The organism is Dactylosporangium thailandense (assembly GCF_059739745.1).
In genome coordinates this window covers 7,058,578-7,076,287 of record NZ_AP029195.1, presented here as the reverse complement: position 1 = coordinate 7,076,287, position 17,710 = coordinate 7,058,578, and the positions used below count along the sequence as shown (strand labels likewise).

16 protein-coding genes and 1 riboswitch are annotated in these 17,710 nt (G+C 73.7%); of the genes, 12 read left to right on the top strand and 4 right to left on the bottom strand.

Annotation, left to right across the window (positions count from 1 at the left end; all coding sequences use genetic code 11):
• Positions 1 to 260 precede the first annotated feature (260 nt).
• The 3 genes from AC6JBM_RS31280 to AC6JBM_RS31270 form a co-directional block, all read right to left on the bottom strand.
• Entirely contained in the window at positions 261 to 629 is a 369-nt protein-coding gene (locus tag AC6JBM_RS31280) for a hypothetical protein (protein WP_497977616.1), read from the bottom strand.
• 74 nt (positions 630 to 703) lie between these two features.
• Entirely contained in the window at positions 704 to 1,489 is a 786-nt protein-coding gene (locus AC6JBM_RS31275; protein ID WP_497977615.1) for a hypothetical protein, read from the bottom strand.
• 136 nt (positions 1,490 to 1,625) lie between these two features.
• The gene (locus AC6JBM_RS31270; protein ID WP_497977614.1) at positions 1,626 to 2,495 is read right to left on the bottom strand and encodes a hypothetical protein; all 870 of its coding nucleotides are present in this window, start codon (positions 2,493 to 2,495) and stop codon (positions 1,626 to 1,628) included.
• Positions 2,496 to 2,597: 102 nt separating this feature from the next.
• Positions 2,598 to 2,719: riboswitch (cobalamin riboswitch) on the top strand.
• A 57-nt stretch (positions 2,720 to 2,776) separates the two neighbouring features.
• Between AC6JBM_RS31270 and AC6JBM_RS31265 the strand changes: the two genes are divergently transcribed.
• The 6 genes from AC6JBM_RS31265 to cobM all read left to right on the top strand — a co-directional run bounded on the left by AC6JBM_RS31265 (position 2,777) and on the right by cobM (position 8,991).
• Entirely contained in the window at positions 2,777 to 3,979 is a 1,203-nt protein-coding gene (locus tag AC6JBM_RS31265) for a magnesium chelatase ATPase subunit I (protein ID WP_497977613.1), read from the top strand.
• A 109-nt stretch (positions 3,980 to 4,088) separates the two neighbouring features.
• Positions 4,089 to 4,823, top strand: a complete 735-nt coding sequence (locus AC6JBM_RS31260; protein WP_497977612.1) for a vWA domain-containing protein — start codon at positions 4,089 to 4,091, stop codon at positions 4,821 to 4,823.
• Positions 4,824 to 4,827: 4 nt separating this feature from the next.
• Positions 4,828 to 5,430 (top strand): cob(I)yrinic acid a,c-diamide adenosyltransferase, encoded by a 603-nt coding sequence (gene cobO, locus AC6JBM_RS31255; protein ID WP_497977611.1) that lies wholly within the window; start codon positions 4,828 to 4,830, stop codon positions 5,428 to 5,430.
• Positions 5,424 to 6,752 (top strand): cobyrinic acid a,c-diamide synthase CobB, encoded by a 1,329-nt coding sequence (locus tag AC6JBM_RS31250; protein ID WP_497977610.1) that lies wholly within the window; start codon positions 5,424 to 5,426, stop codon positions 6,750 to 6,752. The genes cobO and AC6JBM_RS31250 overlap by 7 nt, the downstream gene beginning before the upstream one ends.
• Positions 6,743 to 8,251 carry a precorrin-6y C5,15-methyltransferase (decarboxylating) subunit CbiE gene (gene cbiE, locus AC6JBM_RS31245; RefSeq protein ID WP_497977609.1) on the top strand — a complete coding sequence of 503 codons (1,509 nt, stop codon included), beginning with the start codon at positions 6,743 to 6,745 and terminating at the stop codon, positions 8,249 to 8,251. Before AC6JBM_RS31250 ends, cbiE begins: the two co-directional genes overlap by 10 nt.
• Positions 8,248 to 8,991 (top strand): precorrin-4 C(11)-methyltransferase, encoded by a 744-nt coding sequence (gene cobM, locus AC6JBM_RS31240; protein ID WP_497977608.1) that lies wholly within the window; start codon positions 8,248 to 8,250, stop codon positions 8,989 to 8,991. The genes cbiE and cobM overlap by 4 nt, the downstream gene beginning before the upstream one ends.
• A 6-nt stretch (positions 8,992 to 8,997) precedes the next feature.
• Here the strand turns inward: cobM and AC6JBM_RS31235 are convergent, their stop codons facing one another.
• A complete protein-coding gene (locus AC6JBM_RS31235) occupies positions 8,998 to 9,732 on the bottom strand; it encodes a LamG-like jellyroll fold domain-containing protein (protein ID WP_497977607.1) in 735 nt (244 codons plus the stop codon).
• A gap of 162 nt (positions 9,733 to 9,894) precedes the next feature.
• Here AC6JBM_RS31235 and AC6JBM_RS31230 point away from each other — a divergent pair, with 162 nt between their 5' ends.
• From AC6JBM_RS31230 to AC6JBM_RS31205, 6 genes are all read left to right on the top strand, one after another.
• Positions 9,895 to 10,932, top strand: coding sequence for a hypothetical protein (locus AC6JBM_RS31230; protein ID WP_497977606.1), 1,038 nt, complete (start codon positions 9,895 to 9,897; stop codon positions 10,930 to 10,932).
• Between the two features lie 115 nt (positions 10,933 to 11,047).
• Entirely contained in the window at positions 11,048 to 12,244 is a 1,197-nt protein-coding gene (locus AC6JBM_RS31225; RefSeq protein ID WP_497977605.1) for an ROK family protein, read from the top strand.
• 257 nt (positions 12,245 to 12,501) lie between these two features.
• Positions 12,502 to 13,908, top strand: a complete 1,407-nt coding sequence (locus tag AC6JBM_RS31220) for a ricin-type beta-trefoil lectin domain protein (RefSeq protein WP_497977604.1) — start codon at positions 12,502 to 12,504, stop codon at positions 13,906 to 13,908.
• 238 nt (positions 13,909 to 14,146) lie between these two features.
• A complete protein-coding gene (locus AC6JBM_RS31215) occupies positions 14,147 to 14,716 on the top strand; it encodes a hypothetical protein (RefSeq protein ID WP_497977603.1) in 570 nt (189 codons plus the stop codon).
• A gap of 69 nt (positions 14,717 to 14,785) precedes the next feature.
• Positions 14,786 to 16,975, top strand: coding sequence for a pectate lyase-like domain-containing protein (locus AC6JBM_RS31210; protein WP_497977602.1), 2,190 nt, complete (start codon positions 14,786 to 14,788; stop codon positions 16,973 to 16,975).
• Between the two features lie 17 nt (positions 16,976 to 16,992).
• Positions 16,993 to 17,703, top strand: coding sequence for a cobalt-precorrin-6A reductase (locus AC6JBM_RS31205; RefSeq protein WP_497977601.1), 711 nt, complete (start codon positions 16,993 to 16,995; stop codon positions 17,701 to 17,703).
• Positions 17,704 to 17,710 lie beyond the last annotated feature (7 nt).

The window sequence follows — 17,710 nt, the reverse complement described above, 5'->3', positions numbered from 1 at the left end:
TCGCGGCTCACGGCACGCAACATACGTGACCGGGTCGATGCGCGCGGACCTGTCGCGTGCGTGACACATCGGCGCAAGTGCGCGCCAAGTCGCCGCCAAGTGCCGCCCCGCATGCTTACCGCAGCAACACCGAAGGGACCGCGGCGACGGGGTCCTCGCACCACTTACCTCGAGAACACGCTCTCGATATTCATACATATATGAGCCGGCCCCGCGACACTCCTCCCCCCTCGTGTCGCGGGGCTTCTCGTTGTGCGGGACTACCTGGCCGTGCCGCAGGTGGCCTGGATGCGCTGGGTCAGCCGGTCGGCGAAGGCGGGGTCGCTGACGACCTGCTGCTGCAACGCGTCGACCTGCGCCGCGGTGAGGTCCGTATAGACGGGGCGGGACGCGTACGCCGAGGCCATCGCCGCCGGGTCGGTGTAGACCTGCGACTGCACCGAGCAGAGGTGCTGCGCGGTCGCGTCGAGGAAGATGGTCTCGCGGCGGTCCTGGGTCAGCGAGGCCGACGGCGACGGCTTCGGCGCCTGCATCTCCGTCTTGGTCGAGTTCCCGGACTTGCCACACGCGCAAAGGCCCGCCGTGAGGGCCAGGGCGGCCACGGCGAGCAGGGCACGGGAGCGGATCACCAGAGTTCCCACCTCTCTGTGGAAAAGACGGCGGGCCGGCCGGTGCCGCGGGAGGCACCGGCCGGCCCGGGCCGTCAGACGACGACGAGCGTCAGGTCGTTCGAGTCGGTCGTGCTGCCGTAGGAGAGCTTGACGGTGAGCTTGTAGGTGCCGGCGGCCACGCTGGTGGCGTCGAACTTGACGGCGGCGAAGTCGTCGGTGCCGACGGCCAGGCCGGTGCCCTTGTTCAGGGCGGTGTAGGCGCGGTCGGCCGGGTAGGACACGACCAGGCCGCTCGGCGCGCCCGCGACCGTGATCTGCAGGTTGTCGACGCCGGCCTTGCGGGACTGGAAGACCAGCTGCGACCAGACCGGGGTCGCCTTGGGCACGGTCACGAGGGTCGTCTTCTGCACCACGGCGTCGCCGGTGACCGAGACGACCGGGAGCGTGGCGGTGATCGAGCCGGAGCGCGGGGTGCCGGTGCAGGACGCCGCCCCGTCGGCCTTCGTGGTGTAGGAGTAGTCGAGCTTGAGCGGGACCAGCGCGATTAGGCTGTCGGAGGAGAGCGAGACGTTGAACGCGGCGTAGTCCACGCGGCCCTTGGCCAGCGAGTCGCCCTTCGACAGCGACGAGTAGGTCGCGGTGTTGGCCGGGTACTTCACCGTGACCCCGGTGCCGCTCGCGGTCACCTTCACGTCGCAGATGTCGCTGGTGGCGGCCCACATGGTGCCCACCCAGCCCGTCTGGCCCGGCAACATCGGCGCGAGCACCGGCACCACCAGCCCGAAGTCCGGCGTCGCCGCGGAGGCCGGGGCCGCCGCGGGGAGCATGGCGGCCGCGCCGGCGGCGCAGGCGAGGGCGATGGAGGCGGTACGGCGCATCGGAGGGGTCCTTCCCAGGATGACTGCTGTCGGCCGGCTGATCGGCGGCGGGCGGGGAGGGTTGAGGCAGGTCGTGGTTCACCTCCGGTTCGGCTGGGGTCGATTCGGGTTCGCGGTTCTCCTGGCCGCTCAGTTCCTAGCCGCTCAGCGCGACCCAGGACTCGTACTGGTGCACCGCGATGCCCGCGAACGCCGGGTACCGCTGAGCGGCGGAGTCGACCGCGGCCAGGGTCTTGTGCAGCTGGCCGGCGGTGGCGCCGTGGAAGCTGCAGTAGGCGCAGTCGCCCAGGGCCTGCGTCTCCGCGCCCAGGCGCGCCGGCTTGGCGACCCGGCCGGCCCGCCGCAGCAGGTCGTCGGCGACCCCGACCATCGAGTTGGCGCCGGTGGCGGTGTTGCGGTAGCTCATCACCGTGACGCCGGAGACGCGGGCGAGCACGGCGTCGGCCAGGTTCGCCCCGCCGGCGAGCGTCACGGTCGGCAGCCAGAACGGCACGTCGGCCTCGAGCGGCAGATCCGTGGCCGCGGCCGTCTCTTCCAGCAACGACAGATAGTCCGGTACCAGTGATGCCTGGTCCTGGCTCCAGGAGGGCAGCAGGTAGGGCTCGACGTCCAGGTGCAGCCCGTGGAACAGGCCCGTGGCCGCGGCGCCCTCGGCCCAGGCCAGCGCGGCGGCGTGGCCGGTCGTCCAGCCGGGCTCCCCGCCGAGCGCGTCGAGCACGATGCCGGCCGCGTCGCACAGCTCCCGCAGGCGCCGCAGCCGCGCGGTGTCGTCGGTGCGCGGGTCGTAGTACGCGAACAGCGCTCGCACCCCGTTGGCCGCGGCCCAGTCCACGACCGGCCCGGGGTCGTCGTGCTCCCACAGCCACATCGCCCGCGTGCCCGGCGGCGCCACCGAGGTCTCCGGGGCCAGCCCCGGCAGCCGCGGCGGCGTGGCGGCGATCAGCGCGATCGCCACGAGGAGCACGCACAGCAGGGTCTGCGCGGCCGAATCCAGGACGCGCCGCATGCCCGTACCATCGGCCGGCGGGTGCGGATCGTGAGGGTCACACCGCGCCACGTTGACGTGCCGGTCGCCGGTGGGACACGATGGCGGGCGAGCGGTATGCGGAGGAACCCGGTGCGAGTCCGGGACGGTCCCGCCACTGTGACCGGGGAGTCGCACCTCAGCACCCACGGCCGGCGACGGCCGAGGCGGTCGAGGGGCGGCGGGGATCCGGCAGTCAGGAGACTCCGGCCGCTCGCAACAGCCGCCTCGCGGGCGCGGACCCGCCGAAGGGAAGAGTGCCCGTGACCCCGCCGTATCCGTTCTCGGCCGTTGTCGGCCTGGCCGATCTGCGCCTCGCCCTGCTGCTCACGGCGGTCTCGCCGGCCATCGGCGGGGTGCTCGTCCGGGGTGAGAAGGGCACCGCCAAGTCCACCGTCGTGCGCGCCCTGGCCGCGCTGCTGCCCGAGGTCGAGGTCGTCGCCGGCTGCCGCTTCGCCTGCGACCCGGCCGCGCCCGACCCCGAGTGCCCCGACGGCCCGCACATCCCCGGGGCGGGCACCCACCACCGCCGGTCCGCCCTGGTCGAGCTGCCCGTGGGGGCCACCGAGGACCGTGTCGTCGGCACGCTGGACCTGCAGCGGGCCCTCGGCGACGGGGTCAAGGCCTACGAGCCGGGCCTGCTCGCCGCCGCGCACCGCGGGGTCCTCTACGTCGACGAGGTCAACCTGCTGCCCGACCACCTCGTCGACCTGCTGCTCGACGCGGCCGCCATGGGCCGCGCGCACGTCGAGCGCGACGGCGTCTCGGTCAAGCACGCGGCCCGCTTCCTGCTCGTGGGCACCATGAACCCCGAGGAGGGCGAGCCCCGGCCGCAGCTCGTGGACCGCTTCGGGCTCGTCGTCGGGGTCGCGGCGCCCCAGGAGGCCCCGCCGCGGGCCGAGGTCGTGCGGCGGCGGCTGGCGTACGAGGCCGATCCCGCGTCGTTCGCCGAGCGCTACGTGGCCGAGGACGCCGCCCTGGCCGCGCGGATCGTGAGCGCCCGGGCCCGGCTCGGGGCGGTGGCCCTGCCCGATGCGGAGCTCGACCGGATCGCGCGGATCTGCCTGGCGTACCGCGTTGACGGCCTCCGGGCCGACATCGTGGTGGCCCGCACGGCGGTCGCGCTCGCGGCCTGGCACGGGCGGACCGTGGTCACGAAGGCGGACGTGCGCGACGCGGCCCGGCTGGCGCTGCCGCACCGGCGCCGGCGGGACCCGCTCGACCCGCCGGGGGCCGACCGCGACCGCCTCGAAGAGGTGCTCGAGCAGGAGGCCGGGCCGGACGAGGACCCGCCGCCCGGCGATGGCGGGCCGCCGCCGGACGATGACCCGGTTCCGCCGAGCCCGACGGATATTTCGGAAATGTCCGACTCGCCGGACGGGTCTGGTGAGTCGCCCGGGCCGGAGCGCGCCGGGGGGGCCGCCGCCGGTCGCGCCCGAGCAGCGGCCGCCCGTCGAGCCGAATGATGGTTCCGTTACCGACAAATCCGATTCGCGGGGCGAATCGGATGCCTCGGACGCGGGGGACGCGGCGGGGGACAGCGTCGGGGCGCCGGGGCAGCTGGCGTTCGCCGGGGTGCCGTACAAGCCGAAGCTGCTCAGCATCGCGGGCCGGGCGAACCGCGAGGCGGGCGCCCACGCCGGCCGCCGCTCGCCCGCCCTGTCCCGGCACGGCCGCGTGGTGCGCTCCCGCGCCCCGATCGGCGGCAAGCTCACGAGCATCCACGTGCCCGACACCATCCGCGCCGCCGCGCTGCGCGGGTCGAGCCGCGCCGAGGCCCGCGACGTGCGCGAGGCGGTCAAGGTCGGCCGCGAGGCGAACCTGGTGCTGTTCGTCGTCGACGCGTCCGGCTCCATGGCCGCCCGGCAGCGGATGAGCGTGGTGAAGACGGCGATCCTGTCGTTGCTGCGGGACGCGTACCAGCGCCGGGACAAGGTCGGGATGGTCTCCTTCCGCGGCCACGACGCCACGCTGGTGCTCGAGCCGACCGCGAGCCACGAGGTCGGCGTGGTGCGCCTGGCCGCGCTGCGCACCGGGGGCCGCACGCCGCTGGCCGCCGGGCTGCGCCAGGCCGCCCGCACCCTGCACGGCGAGCGCCGCCGCGACGCCCGCCGCCGCCCGCTGCTCGTGGTCGTCACCGACGGGCGCTCGACCAGCGGGCCGGACCCGCTCAGCGTCGTACCGCTGCTGCACGGCGTCCCCGCGGTCGTGGTCGACTGCGAGCAGGGCCCGATCCGCCTCGGCCTCGCCCGCCGCCTGGCCTCGGCCCTGGACGCCTCCTGCATTCCACTCGCGAGCCTGGGAGCCTAGACAGATGCCGCAGGGCAAAGTAGAGCACGTGCCCGACGACGGGCTCACCACCCGCCAGCGCCGCCGCCAGCACGTCCTCGCCGTGCACACCGGGCAGGGCAAGGGCAAGTCCACCGCCGCGTTCGGCATGGCCCTGCGCGCGTGGAGCGCCGGCTGGCCCATCGCCGTGTTCCAGTTCGTGAAGAGCCCGAAGTGGAAGGTCGGCGAGGAGACCGCCCTGCGCGCGCTCGGCGCGACCGGCCAGGGCGGCAGCGTGGTGTGGCACAAGATGGGCGAGGGCTGGTCGTGGATCCAGCGGCCCGGCACCGAGCGCGACCACGCCGTCGAGGCGGCCGAGGGCTGGGCCCAGATCAAGCGCGACCTGGCCGCGGAGGCGTACCGCTTCTACGTCCTCGACGAGTTCACGTACCCGATCAAGTGGGGCTGGGTCGACATCGCCGACGTCGTGGAGACCCTGCGTGAGCGGCCCGGCAACCAGCACGTGGTCGTCACCGGCCGCGACGCGCACCCCGACCTGGTCGAGCTGGCCGACCTGGTGACCGACATGACGAAGGTCAAGCACCCGATGGACGCCGGGCGAAAAGGCCAGCAGGGCATCGAGTGGTAGCGCGGCTCGTCATCGCGGCACCGGCCTCCGGCCACGGCAAGACCACCGTCGCGACCGGCCTGCTGGCGGCGTTCGCCGCGCGGGGCGAGCGCGTGGCGCCGTTCAAGGTGGGGCCGGACTACATCGACCCCGGCTACCACGCCCTCGCCGCCGGGCGCCCGGGCCGCAACCTCGACCCTGTGCTCGTCGGCGAGGAGCTCGTCGGGCCGCTGTTCGCGCACGGCTCGGCCGGCGCGGACCTGGCCGTGGTCGAGGGCGTCATGGGCCTCTACGACGGGCGCACCGGGGCCGGCGAGTTCGGCTCCACCGCGCACGTGGCCCGGCTGCTCGCCGCGCCCGTCGTCCTCGTCGTCGACGCGACCGCGCAGGCGCGCTCGGTGGCCGCGCTCATCCACGGCTTCCGCTCGTTCGGCGACGGCATCCACATCGCCGGCGCGATCCTCAACCGCGTCGGCTCCGACCGTCACGAGCAGATCCTGCGGGACGCCTGCGCCGAGGTCGGCACGCCGGTGCTGGGCGTCCTGCGCCGCCACGACGCCGTCGCCGCCCCGTCGCGCCACCTCGGCCTGGTGCCGGTGGTGGAGCGGTCGGCGGAGGCGGCCGCGTCGGTCGCGGCCCTGGCCGGGCTCGTGGCCGCGAGCGTGGACCTGGACGCGGTGCTGGCCGTGGCCCGCTGCGCCCCGCCGCTGTCCGCGCCTCCGTGGACGCCGGCCGTCGCCGAGCCCGTGGCCGGTGCGCCGGTCGTGGCGGTCGCCGGCGGGCCCGCGTTCTCGTTCGGCTACGCCGAGACCGTCGAGCTGCTCGCCGCGGCCGGCGCCCGGGTGTCCACAGTGGACCCGCTGCGGGACGAGGCCCTGCCCGACGGCGCCCGCGCGCTCGTCGTGGGCGGTGGTTTTCCGGAGGTGTACGCCGAGCAGCTCTCCGCCAACGAGCCCCTCCGCCGCGCGGTGGCCGGCCTGGCCGCCTCCGGGGGCGCGATCGCGGCCGAGTGCGCGGGCCTGCTCTGGCTCTGCCGCACCCTCGACGGCCGCCCGATGTGCGGGGTCCTGGACGCGGAGGCGGTCATGACGCCCTCGCTCACGCTGGGGTACCGCGACGCCGTCGCCCTGTCCGGCAGCGTCCTCGCCCCGGCCGGCACGCGCGTGACCGGCCACGAGTTCCACCGCACGCGCGTCACCCCGGCGACGGGCGCGGCCCCGGCCTGGGCGTGGCGCGAGGGCCGCGACGGCTTCGTGTCCGGCGCCGTGCACGCCTCCTACCTGCACCTGCACTGGGCCGGCCACCCGGCCTTCGCGCACCGCCTGGTGGCGTCGTGCGCCTAGTGCTCGGCCTCGGCGCCCGCCCGTCCACGGACCCGGCGGAGGTGCTCTCCCTCCTGCGCGAGTCACTGTCCACACTGGACGACATCGGCGTGGTGGCCACCGTGGACGCCCGCCGCGACCTGGCGGAGTCGGTGGCCGCCCGGCTCGGGTGCGCGGCGGTCTCCTTCCCGCCCGGGGAGCTGGCGGCCGTGCCGGTGCCGTCGCCCTCGGCGCGCGTGTCGCAGGCCCTCGGCACGCCCAGCGTCGCCGAGGCGGCCGCCCTGCTCGCCGTGGCCGGCCCCGCGGTGCTCACCGTGGGCAAGCGCTCCTCGCCCGGCGCCACGATCGCCGTCGCCGCGCCCGCGCCCGGCGTCGTCGTCGTGGGCATCGGGGCCGACGGGGAGCTGAGCGCGAAGGGCCTGGCCGCGCTGCGGGACGCCGAGGTCGTGTTCGGCGGCCCGCGCCAGCTCGACCTGCTGTCCGATGTGGACGCCGAGCGCGTCGCGTGGCCGTCGCCGCTCGTGCCCGCCCTGCCCCGGCTCCTGGCCGAGCGGCACGGGCGGCGCGTCTGCGTGCTGGCCAGCGGCGACCCGATGCACCACGGGATCGGCACCACGCTCGTGCGCCTGCTCGGCCCGGCCCACGTCACCGTGATCCCGCACCCGTCCTCGGTGTCGCTCGCCTGCGCGCGGCTCGGCTGGCCGGTCGAGGACACCGACGTCGTGCGCGACGCCGCGCTCGTCCGGCGGTTCCTGCACGACGGCCGCCGGGTGCTCGTGCTCTCGGCCGGGCGGCAGACGCCCGCGGAGGTCTGGCGCATCCTGGAGGAGACCGGGTTCGCGGACAGCGCCGTCACGATCCTCGAGGACCTCGGGGCGCCGGACGAGCGGGTCCACCACGACCCGGCCGCGGCGCGCCCGCTGAACATCGTGGCGGTCGAGGCGCGCGGCGGCACCGGGATCGCCGTGGTGCCGGGGATCGACGACGGGCGGTACGACTCCGACGGCCAGCTCACCAAGCGCGAGATCCGGGCCGTCACGCTCGCCGCGCTGGGGCCGCGCCCGGGGGAGCTGCTGTGGGACGTGGGCGCCGGCTCGGGCAGCATCGGCATCGAGTGGATGCGCGCCCACCGGGCCTGCCGCGCGGTCGCCTTCGAGCGCGACGAGGCCCGGGCCGGGCGTATCCGGCGCAACGCCGAGACGTTCGGGGTGCCCGGGCTGCGGCTCGTGCTCGGCGGCGCCCCCGAGGTCCTGGCGGGGCAGCCCCGGCCGGACGCGATCTTCATCGGCGGCGGGTTCACGGCCCCGGGCGTGTTCGACGCGTGCTGGAGTGCGCTGCGCCCCGGCGGGCGGCTCGTCGTCAACGCGGTCACCATCGAGTCGGAGCGGCTGGTGGCGGAGCTGCAGCAGCGCTACGGCGGGGACCTCACCCGCATCGCGGTGAACCGGGCCGCGCCCGTCGGAGGGTTCCTGGGGTGGCGGCCGATGCTCCCCGTGACGCAGTGGGTGGTGCACACGTGACCGTGTACTTCATCGGGGCCGGCCCGGGCGCGGCCGACCTCATCACCGTGCGCGGCCGCGACCGCCTGGCCGCGGCGCCGGTGTGCCTCTACGCGGGCAGTCTCGTGCCCGTCGAGCTGCTGGACTGCTGCCCGCCCGGCGCCCGCCTCGTCGACACCGCGAACCTCGACCTCGACCAGATCCTGGCCGAGCTCGTCGCCGCGCACGAGCGGGGGCTCGACGTGGCCCGGCTGCACTCCGGCGACCCGTCGGTGTTCAGCGCGATGGCCGAGCAGCTGCGCCGGCTGGACGCGGCCGGCGTGCCCTACGAGATCGTGCCCGGCGTGCCCGCGTTCGCGGCCGCGGCGGCGTCGCTCGGCCGCGAGCTGACCGTCCCCGGCGTCGCCCAGTCGGTGATCCTGACCCGCACGGCCGCCCGGGCGACCCCGATGCCGCCCGGCGAGGACCTGGCCACGCTCGCCGCCAGCCGGGCGACGCTCGTGCTGCACCTGGCGGTCCAGCGCATCGATGTGCTCGCGCCGGAGCTCGCCCAGTGGTACGGCCCGCAGTGCCCGGTCGCGGTGGTGGCCTACGCGAGCCGCGCCGACGAGGTGATCCTGCGCGGGACGCTGGCCGGCATCGCCGAACAGGTCCGCGCGGCGGGCATCAGGCGCACCGCGGTCATCATCGTGGGGCCGGCGCTCGCCGCCGAGGCGTTCCCCGACAGCCACCTGTACTCCACCAGCCGCCACCGGGACTAGCCAGGACTAACCAAGGGCGATCCAGACGTCGTCGAGCGTGCCGTGGAACTGGTCGTTGTCGGTGCCGTTTCCCTTGCCGCCGATGCTCAGCGGCACGGTGTTCGTGATGGCCAGCGTGGCCGGGATGGCGAGCGTGGCGTGCACGGCCCCGTCCACCAGCAGGGTCAGGGCCGCGCCGGCGCGCCGGCACTCGAGCGTGTGCCACGTGCCGTCGGCGATCGAGACGTCGGAGCGGGCCATGTGGATGCCGCGCACGACGTTGTCGGACACGACGCAGCTGGGCCGGCCCGCCTTGCCGTCGACCTGGAGCTTGTACTGCCCGCCCGAGGCCGAGTACCCCTTCTGCAGGATGTTCTCGCCCGAGCCGGTCTGACCCTTGGCCAGCCGCACCGTCGCGCCGAAGCGGATCGGGCCCGCGCCCGGGTTGAGCTCCGGGGCGTCCGGCGCCTGCAGCACCGCGTGCGGGCACTTCTTGCCGGTGCACTTGGCCGGGAACGCGGCCGCGCGCCCGCTGCCGCGCGCCGGCAGCTGGACCTTGCCCCCGTGCACGGCGGACGGCGACAGCGTGTGGCCGTGCCCGGAGACGTCGGCGACGGTGGCGCCCTTCTGGGCCGCGTCGAAGTCGTAGCGCGCGATGACGACCGGCTCGGCGGCGGCCGGGTTCGCGATCGCCCCCGAGCCCATGACCGGCAGCGCGGCCGCCCCGGCCGCCAGCCCGGCCAGATTCCCCCATGTCTTCATGTCCGAAATGTTCCATATTTGCGGGATGCGAAACGCCGCATTCCACCAACGTGTCGGTTACTGTGCGCGTCTGTTCGTACGACCCATGGTCACCGGATCGGCTCTGTCAGACTGGAGCGCGTGCGACGGGCGGCGGTGATCGGGGCGGTTGTCATCTGTGCCGTGGCCGTTCCAGCGCCGGTGTTCGCGCGGCCCGAAGGGGCCACGGAGGCGTGCCGCATCACCGACCCGGCGGTCACCGAGGCGTCCGGCCTCGCGGCACTGCCCGGCGGCGGGTACCTCGTCGAGAACGACTCGAACCCCGACCCGAAGAAGACGCGCCTGTTCTACCTCGACGCGGACTGCAAGGTGACCCGCAGCGTGGGCTACCCGACGACGGCCCGCGACCCCGAGGACCTCGCCGTGGGCCGCGACGGCACGGTGTGGATCGCCGACATCGGCGACAACAGCCCGCTCACCGGCGGCTCCGGCAAGCGCCGCGACACGATCGCGCTGTGGACGCTCGCGCCCGGGGCGAAGAGCATGAAGATCCATCGGCTGCGGTACCCCGACGGGACCCCGCGCGACGCCGAGGCGCTGATGATCGACGGGTCGGGCCGCCCGGTCATCGTCACCAAGGACCCCAGCGGCCAGGTGTTCCGGCTCGACACCCCGCTGCCGACGGACAACGCCGAGGGGGCCCCGCTGACCGCCGTCGGCCGCTTCGAGGCCACGCACACCGGCACCAGCAACCCGTGGGGCTTCCTCGGCGAGGGGTTCGTCACCGGCGCGGCCGTCTCGCCCGACGGCACCCGGGCGGTCGTGCGCACCTACGCCGACGCCTACGAGTTCGACGTGCCCGACGGGGACGTGGCCAAGGCGATCACCACCGGCACGCCGAGGGTGACCCCGCTGCCGGACGAGCCGCAGGGCGAGGGGATCGCGTACACGCCGGACGGCCGCGACTTCCTCACCGTGTCCGACCAGCCGGGGCCGGTGAGCATTCTGCGGTACACCGTGCAGCGCCCGAAGCCGTCGCCCTCGCCGGTCGTGTCGAGCCCGGCCGCCGCGCCGAAGCCGAGCCCGGGCGCCGTGGCGGCCGCCGGTCCGGACAAGCGGGGCAAGGTGGCGCTGCTCACCGGGGCCTTCGTGGTGGTGACGATCGGCCTGGTCGCGGGGGTGGCACGGCGGGCGCGGCGGCGATCAAGCGGCCCTGTGTGACGATCGGCCTGGTCGCGGGGGCGGTGCGGCGGTGAACCGACCCTCCGGTGTCGACGCGCATCGGCGCGCGTGACACGATCGCTACCGAGGGATCAAGGGGGAGGTCGGAACCGCGGTGGTGCGCATCGAGGTCGAACGCGCGACGACGCGCGACATGCGCCGGCGCAATCGCTCGACGCTGCTGTCCGAGCTGTTCTTCCGGGGGCCGCTCAGCCGCCACGACCTGAGCCGCATCACCGGCCTCAGCGCCGCGACCGCCAGCAGCGTGACGGCCGAGCTGCTGCACGAGGGCCTCATCATCGAGGCCGGCCAGATCGAGTCCGACGGGGGCCGCCCCCGCGTGCTGCTGCGCGTCAACCCGGACTTCGGCCGGCTCGTCGGCGCCGACGTCGGCGAGACCGGGGTCAAGGTCGAGCTGTTCGACCTGTCGATGACCCGCCTGGCCACCGTCGACGAGCCGCTGCCGTCCTCGCGCCCCGACCCGTCCGTGGTCGCGGGCCAGCTCGAGGCCGGGATCCGGGAGGTGCTCAAGGACACCGCGGCCCAGGACGTGCTCGGCATCGGCATCGGCGTGCCCGGCACCGTCGAGCAGGCCGACCCGCCGCTGGTCTACGCCCCGACGCTGGGCTGGCGCGGGGTCTCCTTCCACACCCTGCTGCGCGAGCGCGGAATCACCGCCCCGCTGTTCGTCGAGAACGGCGCCAAGACCCAGGGCCAGGCCGAGATGTGGTTCGGCGCCGGCCGGGGCGCGGGCAACGCGGTGATCGTGCTCGTCGGCTCGGGCGTCGGGGCGGCCGTGATCACCAACGGCACCGTCTACCGCGGCGCCAGCAGCAGCGCGGGGGAGTGGGGGCACACCACCGTCGTCTACGGCGGCCGGCAGTGCCGCTGCGGCGCCCGCGGCTGCCTGGAGGCCTACGTCGGCGCCGAGGGCATCCTCGAGCGGGCGCGGGCCCTCGACCCGTCCCGTCCCGCCGCCGCGGGCGAGATGGCCGACGTGGCCGCGCTCATCGCCGCCGGGACCGAGGCCGCGGCCGCGACCCTCGACGAGACCGCCGGCATGCTCGGCGCCGGCATCGGCAACCTGGTCAACCTGTTCAACCCCGAGCGCGTGGTCCTCGGCGGCTGGGCCGGCCTGGCCCTCGGCGCCCGCCTGCTCGACAAGATCCGCGCGGCGGCCCGGGAGCAGGCCCTCGAGCACCCCTTCGGCCAGGTCTCGATCGAGCTGTGCGAGCTCGGCCCCGACGCGGTGGCCTTCGGCGCCGCGACCCTGCCCATGGCCGAGCTGCTGCGCCGGGCGTCGCGTCCTTAAGGAGCCCCGCCGGGCGTCGCGTCCTTAAGGAGCCCCGCCGGCGCCCGTTCCCGGGGAACGCCCGGCGCTGAGCAACGCCCTGCTCACGCCGTGTCGCCAGGCTCAAGGGGACCTTAATGGCACCCCTTTTTTTGCCTCTTTAATTGACGCGTGATGGATCTGGTCATAGCCTGCCCTCAATCTGGAAGGGCGCTTAACAGATAGCTTGCCGCCCGAAACGGGCGCCCGTCCGGGGCCACCCTCATGAAAGGCCTCTCATGGCAAGAACCCGCCTGATCCGCCGCGGAGTGATCGTCGCGGCCGCCCTCGCCGTCGTCGGCGTGGTCGGTGTCGTGGCGATGAACTCCGCGTCCGCCGCCACCGTCGGAGCCATCACCGGCTACGGCGGCAAGTGCGTCGACGTCGCCGCGGCCAGCTCCGCGAACGGCACGCAGGTGCAGCTCTACACCTGCAACGGCACCACCGCCCAGCAGTGGACCATCGGCGACGACGGCACGATCCGCGCCCTCGGCAAGTGCCTCGACGTCGCCGCGGCCAGCTCGGCCAACGGCACCAAGGTCCAGATCTATGACTGCAACGGGACCACCGCCCAGAAGTGGACCCGCAACAGCGACGGCACGCTGCGCGCGCTCGGCAAATGCCTCGACGCGACCGGGCCCAGCTCGGCCGACGGCACCCCGCTGCAGATCTGGGACTGCTTCGCCAGCGCCAACCAGAAGTGGACGCTGCCCGGCGGCACCACGACGCCGACCTCCAACCCGCCGACGTCGAACCCGCCCACGTCCAACCCCGCGATGGGCGCGGCGCCGTACGCGTACCTCGGCTGGGGCAACCTGCCCGACCCGCGCACCATCATGAGCGCGACCGGCGTCAAGTGGTTCACGATGGCGTTCATCCTCTCCAACGGCGCCTGCGACCCGCTCTGGGACGGCTACCGGCCGCTCACCGGCGGGCAGGACCAGACCACCATCAACAACATCCGGGGCGCCGGCGGTGACGTCGCCGTGTCGTTCGGCGGGGCCAGCGGGCCGTGGCTGGAGCAGACCTGCAGCAGCGCGAGCGCGCTCGCCGCGGCCTACCAGAAGGTCATCAACGCCTACGGCCTCAAGGCGATCGACATCGACATCGAGGGCACGGTCTACAACAACCCGACCCTCCAGCAGCGCACCATCGACGCGCTCAAGACCGTCAAGGCCAACAACCCGAACACCGCCGTCTACGTCACGTTCCCGAGCGACCGCACCGGGCCGGACTCGTCGATGATCAACCGGGCCGCGGCCAGCGGCCTGACGGTCGACGCGTGGACCATCATGCCGTTCGACTTCGGCGCGGCCGGGCAGAACATGGGCAACCTGACCGTCCAGGCGGCCGAGGGCCTCAAGAACGTGGTCAAGAACGGTTACCACTACACCGACGACCAGGCCTACCGGCACTCCGGCATCTCCTCGATGAACGGGATCACCGACGTCGGCGAGACCGTCACCGTGGCGGACTTCCGCACCATGCTCGCCTACGCGCAGCAGCACCACCTGGCCCGGTTCACGTTCTGGTCGGCCAACCGCGACCGGCCGTGCAACGGGGGCAGCACGAACGACGACACGTGCAGCGGCGTCTCGCAGAGCGCGTGGGACTACACGAAGGTCATCGCCCAGTACCGGGGCTGAGACCCGATGAGCGGGTGCCCCGGTATGCGGACGGCCGGGGCACCGGCACGAAAAGGAAACGGCGGGCCGGTCGACTCACCCGAGGCCGGCCCGCCTTTCCCAGGGGGTGAGGTAGCACACGTCGGTTGTCGGGTGGCATACATCGGGGATTCAACGGGGCCGCGGCGCGCATAAGTTGCTCTTCGTCCGACGAAGACACTCCGCGTGCCACATGCGGTACCACATAAAGGAATCCCCGATGAAGCGCCTGCTGCCCGTCGTCTGCGCCGTGCTGCTGCTCACCGCCGCGTGCGGCGACGACAAGAAGGAAGCCCCCAAGACCGACTCCGCCCCCGCGTCCGCCTCCGCGGCCGCCGAGTCCGCCGCGCCGTCGGCCTCCGCCGGCGCGTCGGCCAAGGCATCGGCGAAGACCTCCGGCCAGGCCGGAAAGCTCGAGTTCTCCACCGTCGGAAAGCTGACCGGAGAGCTGTTCACCAAGGACCCCGACTGCAAGTTCGGGCAGTGGGACACCAACTCCACCGGCGTGGAGCCCAAGTACCGCTCGTCCGTCGCGAGCTTCAAGCAGTTCGACTGCTACGAGAAGAAGGGCGACTCCCTCCCGCACCGCGGGCAGCAGGCGCTCTTCGTGGAGTTCAAGGCGGCCAACGCGGCCCGGGCGTACGCGCAGGACCAGGCGAAGTCGTACCCGACGCTCCTGGCCGGCAGCACCGTCGTCGTCGGCGGCACCGGCCTGAAGGCGACGGACATGAAGGCCTGGCTGGAGTCCGTCAACGAGACGATCGGCGGCTCGGGCCAGATCGCCGCCTGACGGCAGGAGCCCAGTGGTGGTCCCGGGGGTGGGAACAGCTTTCCGTACCCACCCCCAGAAGGGACCGCAGTGAACCCCTCCACCACACGGCGACGGCCTCGCCTGAGGATCGGGCTCGCCGTCTCGGCGACCGTCCTGGCCGCCGCCGGCATCGGCGTGTTCGCCATGACGAGCGCCTCGGCGGCCACCTCCGGCCGGATCACCGGCTACGGCGGCAAGTGCGTCGACGTCGCCGCGGCCAGCTCCGCGAACGGCACGCAGGTGCAGCTCTACACCTGCAACGGCACCACCGCCCAGCAGTGGACCGTCGGAGACGACGGCACCATCCGCGCGCTGGGCAAGTGCCTGGACGTGAACGCGGCCAGCTCGGCCAACGGCGCCAAGGTCCAGATCTACGACTGCAACGGCACCGCGGCGCAGCAGTGGTCGCGCAACAGCGACGGCACGCTGCGGGCGCTCGGCAAGTGCCTCGACGCGACCGGGCCCAGCTCGGCCGACGGCACCCCGCTGCAGATCTGGGACTGCTTCGCCAGCGCCAACCAGCAGTGGACGCTCCCGGGCGGCACCACCCCGCCGACGTCGAACCCGCCCACGAGCAACCCGCCGAACACCGGCAACCCGGACCTCGGGCCGAACGTGTCCATCTTCGACCCGTCGATGCCGGCCGCCACCATCCAGAGCCGGCTCAACGCCGTGTTCAACGGGCAGCAGAGCAACCAGTTCGGCTCCCAGCGCTACGCGCTGCTGTTCCGGCCGGGCACCTACAACGTCGACGCCAACGTCGGCTTCTACACCCAGGTCGCCGGCCTCGGCCTGTCGCCGGACCAGGTGACCATCAACGGGGCCGTGCACGCCGAGGCGGACTGGTTCCAGGGCAACGCGACCCAGAACTTCTGGCGCTCGGCCGAGAACCTGTCGGTCAACCCGACCGGCGGCACCGACCGGTGGGCCGTCTCCCAGGCCGCGCCCTACCGCCGCATGCACGTGCGCGGCAACCTCCAGCTCGACGACGGCGGCTGGTCCTCGGGCGGCTGGATCTCCGACTCGGCCGTCGACGGGCAGATCCGCTCCGGCTCGCAGCAGCAGTGGATCACCCGCAACTCGACCATGGGCAGCTGGACCGGCTCCAACTGGAACATGGTGTTCGTCGGCGACACGAACGCGCCCAGCGGCAACTTCCCGAGCCCGCCCTACACGCGCGTGGCGAGCACCCCGGTGGTGCGGGAGAAGCCGTTCCTGTACGTCGACGGCGCCGGCAACTACCAGGTGTTCGTGCCGAGCCTGCGCACCAACGCGACCGGCAACTCGTGGCAGGGCGGGAGCACGGCCGGCACCTCGCTGCCGATCAGCCAGTTCTCCGTCGTCAAGGCGGGCGCCACCGCGGCCTCGATCAACGCGGCCCTCGCCGCCGGGCAGAACCTGCTGTTCACGCCGGGCGTGTACCACGTCAGCGACACCATCCGGATCACCCGCCCGGACACCGTCGTGCTCGGCCTCGGCCTGGCCACGATCGTGCCCGACAACGGGGTGACCGCGATGACCGTCGCCGACGTCGACGGCGTGAAGCTCGCCGGGATCCTCTTCGACGCCGGCACCGTCAACTCGCCGGTGCTGCTCGAGGTCGGCCCGAGCGGATCGTCGGCCGACCACTCGGCCAACCCGGTCTCGCTGCACGACGTGTTCTTCCGCATCGGCGGGGCCACGGTCGGCAAGGCCACGGTCAGCCTGCGGATCAACTCGAACAACGTGATCGGCGACCACGCCTGGATCTGGCGCGCCGACCACGGCAACGGGGGCACCGTCGGCTGGAACACGAACACCGCCGCCAACGGGCTCGTCGTCAACGGCGCCAACGTGACGTTCTACGGGCTCTTCGTCGAGCACTACCAGCAGTACCAGGTGATCTGGAACGGCAACGGCGGGCGCACGTACTTCTTCCAGAACGAGATCCCCTACGACGTGCCGAACCAGTCGGGCTGGTCCAGCGGCGGCGGGGCGCAGGGCTGGGCGGCGTACAAGATCGCGGCGAACGTCACCACCCACGAGGCCTGGGGGCTGGGCAGCTACTGCTACTTCAGCACCAACCCCAGCATGGTGCTCGGGCACTCGTTCGAGGTGCCGCAGGCCGCCGGCGTGAAGTTCCACGACATGGTGACCGTCTCGCTGGGCGGCACCGGCACCATCTCGCACGTCATCAACAGCACGGGCGCCGCGGTCAACTCCGGGCACCAGGTCGAGAACCTGGTCAGCTACCCGTGACGCGTTAGGCTTTCCCGGTGCCGACTCTGCTCATCCTGGGCGGCACCGGGGAGGCCCGGCGGCTGGCCTCGGTGCTGCCGCCGTCGTACCGCGTGATCTCCTCCCTCGCCGGCCGCGTCGCCGACCCGGTGCTGCCGGCGGGGGAGGTTCGCATCGGTGGCTTCGGCGGGCCCGCCGGGCTCGCGGCCTACCTGCGCGCCGAGCGCGTCGACACGGTGGTCGACGCCACCCACCCCTTCGCCGCCCGGATCTCCGCCAACGCGGCCCTCGCCTGCGCCGAGGCGCGCGTCCCGCTGATCGTGCTGCGCCGGCCCGGCTTCGCGGTCGCGGGCCACCGGGTCCCGTCGCTCGAGGCCGCCGCGGAGCTGCTGCCGTCGCTGGGCCGGCGGGTCTTCCTCACCACCGGCCGGCAGAGCATCGGGCACTTCCGCGACCCGGGGACCCGCTACCTGCTGCGGTGCGTGGACGAGCCCGACGAGCTGCCGTCCAATGTGGACGTCATCCGGGATCGCGGCCCGTTCACGGTGGACGGCGAGATCGCGCTGATGCGCGAGCACGCCATCGAAGTGCTCGTCACCAAGGACAGCGGCGGCGCCATGACGGCCGCGAAGCTGGAGGCCGCCGAGCGCCTGGGAATCCCGGTGGTCGTCGTCGACCGCCCGCCGGTCACCCCCGGCGTCCCCGTCTGCGCCTCCGTCGAAGAGGTCACGGCCCGCCTGCTCGGCTAGCATTGCT